The organism is Okeania sp. KiyG1, from assembly GCF_014132355.1.
In the GTDB taxonomy this organism is placed as follows: domain Bacteria; phylum Cyanobacteriota; class Cyanobacteriia; order Cyanobacteriales; family Microcoleaceae; genus Okeania.
In genome coordinates this window covers 1-13,120 of record NZ_BLZO01000187.1, presented here as the reverse complement: position 1 = coordinate 13,120, position 13,120 = coordinate 1, and the positions used below count along the sequence as shown (strand labels likewise).

9 protein-coding genes are annotated in these 13,120 nt (G+C 39.5%); 3 read left to right on the top strand and 6 right to left on the bottom strand.

The features are described 5' to 3' along the window. Positions 1–349: 349 nt before the first annotated feature. From SAGCYANO_RS41175 to SAGCYANO_RS41160, 4 genes are all read right to left on the bottom strand, one after another. Entirely contained in the window at positions 350–2,197 is a 1,848-nt protein-coding gene (locus SAGCYANO_RS41175; RefSeq protein ID WP_202225297.1) for a calcium-binding protein, read from the bottom strand. Between the two features lie 1,526 nt (positions 2,198–3,723). Further along, positions 3,724–3,888 carry a hypothetical protein gene (locus SAGCYANO_RS41170; RefSeq protein WP_202225296.1) on the bottom strand — a complete coding sequence of 55 codons (165 nt, stop codon included), beginning with the start codon at positions 3,886–3,888 and terminating at the stop codon, positions 3,724–3,726. Between the two features lie 327 nt (positions 3,889–4,215). Then, complete coding sequence (locus tag SAGCYANO_RS41165; protein WP_202225295.1) at positions 4,216–5,835, bottom strand: 2-isopropylmalate synthase; 1,620 nt, start codon at positions 5,833–5,835, stop codon at positions 4,216–4,218. 521 nt (positions 5,836–6,356) lie between these two features. Then, positions 6,357–6,872, bottom strand: a complete 516-nt coding sequence (locus tag SAGCYANO_RS41160) for an NYN domain-containing protein (RefSeq protein ID WP_202225294.1) — start codon at positions 6,870–6,872, stop codon at positions 6,357–6,359. A 344-nt stretch (positions 6,873–7,216) separates the two neighbouring features. Here SAGCYANO_RS41160 and SAGCYANO_RS41155 point away from each other — a divergent pair, with 344 nt between their 5' ends. Continuing rightward, entirely contained in the window at positions 7,217–7,570 is a 354-nt protein-coding gene (locus SAGCYANO_RS41155) for a hypothetical protein (RefSeq protein WP_202225293.1), read from the top strand. Between the two features lie 515 nt (positions 7,571–8,085). Here SAGCYANO_RS41155 and SAGCYANO_RS41150 read toward each other — a convergent pair. Continuing rightward, a complete protein-coding gene (locus SAGCYANO_RS41150) occupies positions 8,086–8,739 on the bottom strand; it encodes a response regulator transcription factor (protein ID WP_202225292.1) in 654 nt (217 codons plus the stop codon). Between the two features lie 714 nt (positions 8,740–9,453). Continuing rightward, positions 9,454–9,969, bottom strand: coding sequence for a ferredoxin (locus tag SAGCYANO_RS41145; RefSeq protein ID WP_237397190.1), 516 nt, complete (start codon positions 9,967–9,969; stop codon positions 9,454–9,456). Between the two features lie 512 nt (positions 9,970–10,481). Between SAGCYANO_RS41145 and groES the strand changes: the two genes are divergently transcribed. Together groES and groL are read left to right on the top strand one after the other, a co-directional pair. Further along, on the top strand, positions 10,482–10,793 hold the full coding sequence (gene groES, locus SAGCYANO_RS41140) for a co-chaperone GroES (protein WP_124147414.1): 312 nt from the start codon (positions 10,482–10,484) through the stop codon (positions 10,791–10,793). Between the two features lie 236 nt (positions 10,794–11,029). Next, on the top strand, positions 11,030–12,664 hold the full coding sequence (groL, locus tag SAGCYANO_RS41135) for a chaperonin GroEL (RefSeq protein ID WP_202225291.1): 1,635 nt from the start codon (positions 11,030–11,032) through the stop codon (positions 12,662–12,664). Positions 12,665–13,120 lie beyond the last annotated feature (456 nt).

Genomic DNA, 13,120 nt, shown 5'->3' with positions numbered 1-13,120 from the left:
AATATCATGTCCGGTTGAACAGTGATAAATAAATAACTACGGAGGAGTCAGGAGTCGTAGGGGCGATTCGCGTTTGCGGAGCATTCCGTTAGGAAATCGCCCGTACAGGAGTCAGGAGGAAAGAGGGAAGAAAGAAGAAGAACTGGAGTTGAAGGAGAAAGTTTTTTTATAACTAATTATCCGGACATGATATAATTCCTCTTATTTAAAAAAGTTTTGATGTTTCCAAGTTATAGCAGTCGAAGCAAAAGTTAGGACAGAGGTTCGATAGTCCAAGGTTTCAATCTGTTTTTGGTCTACAGACGAAAACCTTGGTTTTTCGATTCTGTCGAAGTAGTTGCTAAACAGACTAAGCAACAGGACCAGTGAAAGCGTCAACCGTACTGTCAAAGAAATTTAGGAAGTTTTGTGCTTCCTGCTCGCTGCCAAAGCTCCAGGTTTCTCTGTCACCGATGCCATTGCTAATTGCCACCTCGGTTCCCATAAGTTCCGCTTCATTGAGGGTAGGAATTACATGGATATTAGCATTCGTCAACTGGTCGCCATCAAATAAATCCCCCATTTCCCCGATGAAATCATCAAAGTTATTGCGCTTCTGTGTTCCTGATGTATCAGCACCAGACCAGGTAAAATCAAGGCTGTCGGTAGTGCGCAAACCATCTGATAAATCTGGGTTCAATGAGGCAATCTCGTCATTGGTGAAGATTCTGATCCTGTTCTTCCCGCCATTGGTATCGCCATTGAACTCGAAGATTTTGGTTTTAGCTGGGTCTTTGCCCAGGAGATCCCGTGCGAATTCCTGAAATGCATTGGCATCAGCATCATTGTCGAAGTCAGCTTTGAACTGGCCGCCTACCCCAGAGCCAGCAATCCTGATGATCACATCATCAGTAGACTTGTTTTCTCTGATAGATGGATTATGGTTGCCACCAAAATGTTCGAGGGAACTCGCCTTGATAGTGCCATTCCTGGCAACTGTTCCGCCAAGCTCCAATACTGCTTCGGTCAGGAAGTCGTTGAGAGACCCATCAGTTGCAATATCGTCAATTTTGTAAACAACTTGGGAGTCAGCAAATTCAACAGTGTACTCTGTATCACCAACATTGCCACTAAAAATGGTGTAGTCAGATTCTAGGGTATTGGGAGGAATATAGGTAAATATATTCGTGTCCGTCAAGTCTGATAGTTCAACGCCTTCAATTTCAAATACGAGGTCGCCATCCGCAGTGCCATCATTGAAGAAAATGGATGTATCTCCCGAAGAAGAAGTAATTGTATAATCATCAGGAGATCCAAATAACTGAATTTGATCTCCATTACCAAAATCCTTAATAATACCCTTGTCTTCATTGCCATCCCCAATGTAATAGACCTCTCCTTCTCCCCCGACGAAAGTGTCCGCACCTCCGTTACCATAGAAGGTATCTACATCACTCGAAGAAGGATCGGTTCCTACAAGAAAATCATTTCCAGGACCACCAGTGATATTATCGTCACCGTCACCACCATCAATGATGTCGTTACCGCCATTACCATTGATGGTATCGTCACCGCCACTACCATCAATGCTATCGTCACCGCCACTACCATCAATGCTATCGTCACCGCCACCACCATCAATGATATCGTTACCGCCATTGCCATCTATGGTATCGTCACCACCACTACCATCAATGCTATCATCACCGCCACTACCATCAATTATATCATTACCCCTACCACCATCGATGGTATCGTCACCGCCATTACCATCAATTATATCATTACCACCACTACCATCAATGATATCGTTACCACTATTACCATTGATAGTATCGCCACGGTTCCCACCATCAATGCTATCGTCACCGCCACCACCATTGATGCTATCGCGACCACCACCACCATCGATGATATCGTCACCGCCATTACCATTGATGGCATCGCGACCGCTACCACCATCGATGGTGTCGTCACCGCCACCACCATTGATGCTATCGCCACGGTTCCCACCATCAATGCTATCGTCACCGCCACCACCATTGATGCTATCGCGACCACCACCACCATCGATGATATCGTCACCGCCATTACCATTGATGGTATCGCGACCGCCACCACCATCGATGGTATCGTCACCGCCACGACCAGTGATGGTATCTTGATCGTTAGTACCGTTTAGAGTATCGTCACCAGGAGTACCGTTTATTTCAGCCATGATTAATTAATTCCTCTTATTTAAAAAAGTTTTGATATTTTCAAGTTATAGCAGTCGAAGCAAAAGTTAGGATCTTTATAAATACTCAAACTCAGTCTAGGGTAAATTTTGAGTTTTGAATGAGGTATCAGAAATAGATTATTCTTAAACTTTCATCTCTTGATTTACCGAAAAATTGTGGGTATGCGCCTCCCCTTTTAAGGGGATAATAAGCGGTCGTTAGCGTAGCTTCCCGTAGGGTGGGATGGCGTTTGCTACCGCAAAGCTTTCCGTTCCGGAATGCTACCGCAAACGCTAACAGCGGAGCGGGTCTGCAAGAACGGGTCTCCTCGCCATATCCAATCGACCAAGAGAAGAAAAATTTTCTTCTCTTTGTCAATCCTCTTCTTTCAAGGAGAGGTAATTATTCATTATTCATTATTCATTATTCATTGTTGAACAACGCTCACCTTGTTCCCAAAGAATACACTTTTAAAGCTACTGAATTCAGTATAAATCGTGCCACAAAACAGGGCACTCCTAAAGCCTGTAGGCTTTTCTTGAGCGCGATCGTGGTCCGATATTGATTAACTAGCTATCAGCTTTTATCAGCTCTGGGTTAAAATTCCCTGCTTCTATGAGCAAAATTGTTTAGGAGGTATTGAAATACCCTGGGTCATTTCAGTTATCAGTTATCAGTACCTCTACAATAAGGAGGTTTGAAATAAGAAATATTCCATTTTTTCATCCCCTTAAAAAGGGCTATACCTCACTTGTTGGTAAGGCTTGACCTAGTTCTATGTAAATATTACGGTTACATCATAATTCACCTTTATCCTAGGTGTCAAGAGTAACCTACCAACTTCATTAAATTTTCATAAATAAGTAAAATCATCTAGGGGAAGAACCCGTTCATATCCACCCCAATCATCGGTACGCCATTTTTTACAGACTGTGTTAGAGGCGATCTTCACGCTCTCAGCTAATACCAAATTGATAAATGTTTGCTACAAATATCTAGGGTATTTCTTAGGAGTTAACCCACCCCTAACCCCTCCCAACCCACCCTAGCCCCTCCCAGGAGGAGGGAAGTCAGGAGTCAGGAGTCGTATGGGAATAGCTTTAATACGATTTTTTAGGGCTTAAATTATCTTTTTCTCTCAAATATAAATCTACTATAAATTATTTTTATCGCTCTTACTATTCGTAACATTCTTTTTTAAAATTGGTATAATTCCTCTTAAACTACTGCCCTCAACGCGATCCTATAGAACCATGGGCATTTGTTCGGGTTGTTAGCGCAGCTCCTCCGCAGGAGGCACTTGTCTACCATAGTACAGAGTATTAAAAGTATCGGTGTTAGCGCAGTATTCCGCAGGAAAAGTTTGTTGACATTCAGGACAATAATGAGGTCTTTTCGCCATATCCATGATATCATGTCCGAACGCAATCGTTTGTGTAAAAGTTAGCGTAAATATCTACAGGGAATTTAAGTTTTTTTCTTGCTCTTTGTGAAGTTTTTCTGTCTATTCCCTATTCCCTATTCCCTATTCCCTACCTTTGCTATACAATACCGATGCTACCGGACATGATATGAGACCAAGAGAAAAGAGAATGTTCCTTATGTCAAACCTTCTTATTGCAGAGGTACTGATAACTGATAACTGAAATAACCATTCCCACACTTTCTCGATCGCAACTAAATGTTCCATCTAAGCGCCATTGCCAAATCTTTCTTGATCAAAATAATATGGGTCGCGCAACCCCACCTTGACTGGTGATCGTGTTTTTGGAGAGTTGCTCAAATCCCCTACTTCCCCTCCAGGGAGGGGAGGGGCGAGGGTGGGTTAACTTTTGACTTCTGAATTCTGACTTTTGACTTCGTTAAAGCAGGGAACAGTATTTCTGGCGTCTTACGGTTCATCATCAACATAAGTCAAACAGCAACTCGTTCCTTGTTAATCTCTCCATCTCCCCACACTCCCCATACTCCCCTGAATTCTAAATTCTAAATTCTAAATTCTAAATTCTGACTTGCGCTATACTACTTCCACAGCTCGATCGCTCTTTTGCGGATGTATTTTCTTCACATCACTTTGCAAAGCTGCATACAAACGATTTAAAGCATTTATATAAGCTTGAGCTGATGCCACAATAATATCAGTATTAGCAGCATGACCAGAATACACCCGTCCTTCATGGCGCAAACGAATAGTCACCTCCCCAATAGCATCAATACCAGCAGTTACCGACTGCACAGAAAACTCAATTAAATCATTAGGCACATTCACCACTCGGTTAATTGCCCTGTATACAGCATCCACAGGACCAGTACCAATAGCAGCATCAGTCAATTCCTCCCCATTAGGAGTCCGGATACTAACTGTAGCTGTGGGACGAGAGCGATCGCCACAGGAAACCTGTACCAACTCTAAACGGAAGAGTTCTGGTGGTTGTTGAATCTCACTGTTAACAATAGATTCTAAATCCCAATCTGTAATTTCTTTCTTTTTGTCTGCCAAATTTTTAAATCTGAGGAAAGCTTTATTCACCTCTTCATCAGAAATATCAAACCCAAGTTCTTTGAGACGAGTTTGGAAAGCATGACGACCAGAAAGTTTACCCAAGACTATTTGATTATCTGTCAATCCGATGGACTCAGCATCCATGATTTCATAAGTAAGCTTATTCTTCAGTACCCCATCTTGATGAATACCTGACTCATGAGCAAAAGCATTAGCGCCGACAATAGCTTTGTTTGGTTGCACAAACATTCCTGTCAAGTTAGAAACCAGACGAGATGTTTTATAAATATGGCGAGTATCAATATTAGTAAGTGGTGCTTCTGACTCTGGTGCGCGACCAAGGAAAGGATTGAAATATTGTCGCCGGACGTGCAATGCCATAACTAACTCTTCCAAAGCAGCATTACCAGCTCGCTCACCGATACCATTAATAGTGCATTCCAGTTGACGAGCGCCGTTTTTCACAGCTTCGAGGAAGTTGGCGACAGCTAAACCCAAGTCATTGTGACCGTGAACAGAAATAATAGCTTGGTCAATATTAGGAACATTTTCCTTAATACCTCGGATGAGCGCTCCAAATTCAGCAGGTGTCGTATAACCAACAGTATCAGGAATATTCACCGTAGTCGCTCCAGCAGCGATCGCCGCCTCCAATACTTGATAGAGAAATTCTGGGTCAGAGCGACCTGCATCTTCGGGAGAAAATTCTACATCATCTACAAAGGTTTTAGCATAGGCCACCATTTCAGGAGCGATCGCCAATACTTCTTCCCTAGTTTTCTTCAGTTTATAAGCTAAGTGAATATCGGAAGTAGCAATAAAAGTATGAATACGAGCATTAACTGCGGGTTTAAGAGCTTTACCTGCTGCTTCAATATCTGCACGGGTCGTTCTTGCCAAACCACAGATTGTTGGGCCTCCTTCTACACCCACTGTCTCAGCAATTTTTTGTACTGCTTCAAAATCTCCAGGACTAGAGTAGGGAAAACCCGCTTCAATCACATCTACTCCCAGGCGAGATAGTTGCCGAGCAATAGTCAATTTTTCATCTATATTGAGAGCCGCCCCAGGAGATTGTTCCCCATCCCGGAGAGTCGTATCAAAAATAATAATTCGGTCTTGATTACTTGTCATTATTTTTACCTTATAGTTTACAGAAGTTAGTCTTGAGCTTTTTTCGATCTTACCGAATAATTTAAGGTTTAAAGCCTCTCCTTTAAAGGAAAAACAAGAAAAAATTTTCCTTTGAGTCAATCCTACCCGTTTTCAAGGAGAGGTAATTGTTAATTATTAATTATTAATTATTAATTGTTGAACTTGTTTTACAAGATAGTGAATATACTTTAAATTAAACCTAAATTAGTCTAATTTTTTTGAGTTTTCTAGGAAGATATTTACAGCAGATTGCAGATACATTAGGTACAAATATAAATGGTAAGGTGAATGCAAGTGCGGGCATCTTGCCCGCGACTGGTGTACCTCACTAATATGAAATACGCTGTGAGTCTTCAAGCAGAGATTTTTTCTTTGATACTTCCTGCCTTCTAACTTAGTACATTCTGAAAGAAATTGAGATTTTTTTTCTTCTTCCTTCCTCCTTCCTCCTTCTTCCTTCTTAACTTCTTCCTTCTTCCTTCTTCCTTCTTCCTTCTTAATTAATATTCTGCCTTTTCTATTTGGTCGCGAATATCATTTAAGTCTACATATTGGTCTGTGACATTTCGTAATTCTCTAGCAATCATTCCTTCTGTTGATACAACTGTTATATGAGTATTTTTAGAACGAAGTAGCTCAATAGCTCTTTCAAAATCCCCATCTCCACTAAACAAAACTACTTGGTCATATTGGTCTACTGTATTAAACATATCTACTACAATTTCAATATCTAAATTAGCTTTTTGAGAATAGCGACCCGAAACATCATCATAATATTCTTTAAGAATTTTAGTGCGTACTGTATAACCCAAACTAATCAAAGCATCTCGGAATCCTCTTTGATCTTGTGGGTCTTTTAAGCCTGTGTACCAAAAAGCATTTATTAGTCTGACTTCTGGTTTGTTGAAATGTTCTAATACTCTTCTTGGGTCAAAAAACCAACCATTTTTTTGTTGAGCGTAGAACATATTATTCCCGTCCACAAATATAGAAAGACGGTTCTTAAGATTATTCATAGAAACTTAAATTTAATATTGATTTTAGATAATTCAGTCTAAATCTATTACTTTAGTAATATTCCTATCATCAATGCAATTATTTTGTAAGCGTTCAGCTATTAGTAATTATTGAAGAAAGCAGAAGGCAGAAGGGAAAATTACTTATGGAGTAAGCATTCAGCTATTAGCTGTCAGCTCTCAGTAAAAGGAGGGGGTTTAAATGAATATAGGATTTAAAGCCAGCTTTTATAAGTAAGATTTAATCCTACCTCAATTAGTAAAGCTTTTATCTAAAACTAAAAGCAATAGCTGAATGCAAGCACATCCCGCAGGGAAGCGCTGAAGTCTGCAGTTAGGACCTTATGAGCCTAGCTGACGGCTGGCAAGGGCAGCATTCCGCAGGAAATGCTTACCTTATAGATAGTCTTCGACACGCCACTTCGTGTCTTATAACCCCAAGCAATTTTAAGCACCGTTTAGACGGTGGGGTATTAAACCCGCAAAAAAAGATAATTACTTCTCAGGTTTGGGAAGAGGACTTTGGCAGTAACTTTTTATTCTTTCTCAATTTCAAAAGTTGCTTTTACCGAATAATTAAGGTAAAAATCCTCTCCTTTAAAGGAGAAACAATGAATGAATTTTCCTTTTATTCAATTCTCTCCCTAAAAGGAAGAGGTAATTATCAATTATCAATTATTGAAATTCCTCAAAATTAATTGCTGAAGTCCGCAGTTCCGACCTTATGAGGCTAGCTAATAGCTGATGACTGGCAAGGGCAGTATTCCGCAGGAAATGCTTACATTATTTTTAATTTAGATAAACTAACATTGTTACTTACATATTTCAGATTTAAACTGCAAAAAATTACCTTTATATCGTAAATCGATAATATTTTTCTCTTCTCATAATTTTAATAATTTTAGTAGTTATATACTATCTATTTTAGTCTTTTTCTGTAAAAAATACTTTTTCTGCTTATTAAATTAATCGATCCCCTTCCATATCTTCAATATCAGACAATAATTTTTCATTAAGGCCATACTTTGAAGATTGGATTCATCCAATCTTCTAATAATTCAGTCAAATCAAAAACAATTGACTTAATAAAAACTATGTATATAAAATTTGGAATATAGAAAAACCGGGGCAGTACAAAATTACAGCCCTCAAATATACAAATTATATTAAAGATTAAAAATTTACACCCCGATGGATTCTTGAGTAATTATACCTACGCCTTTTTACTTTCTATAGCCCAACGGGCTAATTCTGTCCGATTGTGTAGACCAGTTTTGCCAAGCATATTACTGACATGACTCTCAATGGTTCTTTGACTAACTTCCATCATTTCTGCAATGTCACGATTTGCCATCCCCTGGGCTACAAGTTGGACTACCTTTAATTCTGTGGGAGTTAATTCTACATTTCGGCGCACCTTAATTTTTGGCCCATTACTACTAGGCACGCCAGAATTTTGATGTTTAATTAGACGAGAAGCTTGCTTCAGGGAAGATTCTACTTGAGCTACAAGTTCTTCTGGCTCAAATGGTTTGACAATGTAGACATCAGCTCCAGTATTTAAACCTTTGACTCGGTCTTGACTTTGACCCTTGGCAGATAGAAATAGAACTGGAATCCATTCTGTAGCTGGGTTTTCTCTGATGTGTTGCACAAGGGTATAGCCATCCATTTCTGGCATCATCACATCACATATAATTAGCTCAGGAATTTCATTTTCCAGCTTTTCTAGTGCTTCTCGGCCATTTTCTGCTGTTGTTACCTGATACCCACGAAATTCTAAATAATCCTTGACTAATAAAATTAAATTAGGGTCATCATCAACTAACATTAACCGTCTTTGGTCTGTAGTATTAATTTCCTTCATAATGAAGAACTCACTTTGTTTAATTCCCGCAAACATTAACTTCAAAGACGGGTATAAACCGCATCTTTCATAAAAGATTAAAGAAGTAGGGCGAGTTTGCTACTTTATTTTAGATTAATATATATCCTTACCCAAAGGACTGGGACTGCATCTAGGGGTCTAAAGAAATCATGCCCCTGTCTATTTTTGATTATAGATTTTAGACTCAATCAATACTTCTACACTATTTAGGGCTTGCTGATTAATTCTAAAAGTATTGACAGATATTGGTTTTAGCATTTTAGAGTTGAAAAAAGTACCAGCTTTTCGGTGGCAAGAGCTGCAAAAAGCTAGTATTTTGGGACGATTATGGCAGAAAAATTGAGAGACAAAACGCCCGCTCCTACCTCCTCTACATTCCCCGTTCCTCCTGTCTTCCCCTCCCCTCCTGGGAGGGAGGGGCGAGGGGTGGGTTGTCTCCTACCCCAGCAAAAAGACTCTATGAGCGCAAACCCTATTTAGTTAGATATAGATATATAAGTATAACTAGATAATAGTTTTGTATTGTGAAAAATAACTTCCACTACTTTTAATAATATATGAAAATTTGACAGTATTGGTTACTAATGTTATCAGAATTTATATTGATAACTATTAGTTACTAATTGTTAACTTTGAACTTTTGAGTTTCCCAGTCAAGTAAATGTCCACAATTTATGAGTATCAGTTAATGAATCAACTAAGGCTATTTGATGAAATAATCATTGATTCCGGCAAAGGATGAGTGAGAAAAACATATTCCTCTACAACTCGATTCCCCATTATATGCTCTTGAATAATTCTTTCAATTACAGGAGGAGTTGCGGAATGGTACCATACTCCTTCAGGATAAACAACCATGATTGGACCTTGACAACAAACTCGTAAACAGTTAGCTTTAGTACGAAATATACAGCCAGGTAAATCAGGGTTAACTCGGTCTATTTTTAACTCTTGGAGCCGTTTTTTGAGATAATTCCATGCCTCTAAACCAGCCTCTGTCGAGCAACATTTAGGCTTTGTTTGGTCAGCACAAATAAAAATATGTCGCTGAATTTTATTTAGTCCCAGAGATTGGATACAAACACCAAGAGATTCCTGACAAATATCTTGGTCAATATCGTCCTGTCGAGGATTTTCCTGGGATTCGGCGCTCTGGAAGTTAGTCCCATCAGATTTATCGGTTCTTTGAGATGATATATTATCTGTCATAAAATTTTCGACACACCTTTCAACGAACTTCTAGGGATATTGTCTTTTGTTCAAGAATTTAGAATTTAGAATTTAGAATTTAGAATTACCTCTCCTTGAAAGAAGAGGATTGACGAACAGGAAAATTTTTATTTATTATCCCCTTAAAAGGGGAGGCTTTAAACCACAATATTTCGGTAAAATATCCTATTCTAAATCATAAATGACTTTGACGGTAAAATTCTCGATCTGCTCAGATAATTTTATTCTACTGTCCTTCTACTGTCCTAATTTAAAAAGCTTAATTCAATCGAGATTACTCTAAATTTTGGCCATTTTATTTTAACTTTTGACAAAAAAACCAAATCTCTCAGTTCGGGAACCCGTACAGTTTCATCAGTTGCAATGGCAACTCTTATTCAGCTAAATTAGCACTCAGATAGTGAGAGTGCTAAAAAATCAAACGAAGCCAATAATTGAGCTTCAGATTCTAGCCTCTCAGCAATAGTTAAAATATATCTGGAGGGAAAACCATGGCAGCCGTAACACTGAGTGTTTCTACTGTTAAGCCTTTAGGCGATCGCGTATTTGTCAAAGTCAGTGCAGCTGAAGAAAAAACAGCAGGTGGTATTCTTCTACCTGACAATGCAAAAGAAAAACCCCAAGTAGGAGAAGTTGCTGCTGCTGGTCCTGGTAAGCGTAATGACGACGGTTCCCGTGCAGAAATGGAAGTTAAAGTCGGAGACAAAGTGCTGTACTCAAAATACGCTGGAACAGATATCAAACTCGGTGGTGATGAGTATGTTCTACTGGCAGAAAAAGATATTCTCGCAATTGTTAACTAAGATTTATCAAGTTGTTTCATATAGCAGGGAACAGGGAACAGGGAACAGGGAACAGTAGCAAAAGCATTTCTCTGTCTAAGGTTCATCAGCAGTCTATATCCTAACCAACTCGTTCTTTGCTATAGCACTAGCAAACTTTATCGACTCATTTGATGTTTGCTAAAGTGCTAAAACAACTAATTATCAACAAATCACAAACAAGCATCCACAATTACTAATCAATAAAAATTACAACTATGGCTAAACGTATAATCTACAACGAAAATGCTCGTCGCGCCCTCGAAAAAGGTATGGATATTCTAGCCGAGTCTGTAGCAGTAACACTCGGTCCAAAAGGTAGGAATGTAGTTCTAGAGAAAAAATTTGGCGCTCCTCAAATCGTTAATGATGGTGTCACCATCGCTAAAGAAATTGAACTAGAAGACCATATTGAAAATACAGGAGTTGCCCTAATTCGTCAAGCAGCTTCTAAAACCAATGACGCAGCAGGTGATGGTACTACTACAGCTACCGTTTTAGCTCACGCAATGGTAAAAGAAGGTCTACGAAACGTAGCTGCAGGTGCTAACCCTATTGCTATCAAGCGTGGTGTTGACAAAGCTGCAGGTTTCTTGGTAGAAAAAATTGCATCTCACGCTCGTCAAATTGAAGATTCTAAGGCGATCGCTCAAGTAGGTTCTATCTCTGCTGGTAATGACGAAGAAGTGGGTAATATGATTGCCCAAGCAATGGATAAAGTGGGCAAAGAAGGCGTAATTTCCCTAGAAGAAGGGAAGTCAATGCAGACCGAACTAGAAATTACTGAAGGTATGCGTTTCGACAAAGGCTACATCTCTCCCTACTTCGCAACAGATATGGAGCGGATGGAAGCTGTACTCGAAGAACCGATGATTCTAATTACTGATAAGAAAATTGCTCTAGTACAAGATTTAGTACCAGTATTAGAACAAGTAGCTCGTTCTGGCAAACCTTTATTAATTTTGGCTGAAGATATTGAGAAAGAAGCTTTAGCTACTCTGGTTGTTAACCGTTTGCGGGGTGTGTTGAATGTAGCTGCAGTGAAAGCTCCTGGTTTTGGCGATCGCCGTAAAGCAATGTTAGAAGATATTGCTGTATTAACTGGTGGTCAAGTTATTACTGAAGATGCTGGTTTGAAACTAGAAAGCGCCAAGCTAGATATGCTTGGTAAAGCTCGTCGCATCAACATTACTAAGGACAACACTACTATCGTTGCTGAAGGTAACGAAAAAGAAGTTAAAGCTCGTTGCGAACAAATTCGCCGTCAAATGGAAGAAACTGATTCTTCCTACGACAAGGAGAAGTTACAAGAGCGTCTAGCTAAGTTAGCTGGTGGGGTAGCTGTAATCAAAGTTGGTGCTGCTACTGAAACAGAAATGAAGGACCGCAAGTTACGCTTGGAAGATGCTATCAACGCAACTAAAGCTGCTGTGGAAGAAGGTATTGTTCCTGGTGGTGGTACAACTCTAGCTCATTTAGCTCCCGATCTAGAAAGTTGGGCAAATGAGAATTTGCAAGCTGAAGAGTTAACTGGTGCTTTAATTGTTAGTCGTGCTTTGTTAGCTCCACTGAAGCGCATTGCTGAAAATGCTGGTCAGAACGGCGCTGTAATTGGCGAGCGCGTGAAAGAGAAGGATTTCAATACTGGTTACAATGCTGCTAGTAACGAGTTTATGGATTTATTTGAAGCTGGTATTGTTGATCCTGCTAAGGTAACTCGTTCTGCTCTACAAAACGCTGCTTCTATTGCTGGTATGGTGTTGACAACTGAGTGTATTGTTGTTGACAAACCTGAACCTAAGGAAGGTGCTCCTGCTGGCGCTGGTATGGGCGGCGGCGATTTCGATTACTAGGTTTTTTGAGATGGGGGATAATTTGAGAATTACCCCTCTCCATTTTGTTTGTGTAAATAGTGTGTATTGTGTTTGAGCCACCTCCATTGATTGGGGGTGGTTTTGTAATAGCAGAAGGAAGAGGGAAGAAGGAAGAAGGAAAAAGAAAGGAGTAAGAATATTGCGTTGTCTTAATTTTACAGCAGTTTCCATTTGGGTAGACCACAATAGAAACGCTCCATGGAAGGTCCTTACAAAGTTTTGCTTGTGAAGATTTGGTGTTATATCAAATCCGTTTAATTAGACATAAAAAAATTCTTCAATCGTCATAACTATGCTCATGTTTGTAATTCTTTCTCCTCCTGACTCCTGACTCCTAAAGAGTTAACCATTCTATGGCTGTTTAACCGGATTTGATATTATTCCGGTTATATAGTATATGTTGATAATTCTATAATTACTTTAATATTTAATCTC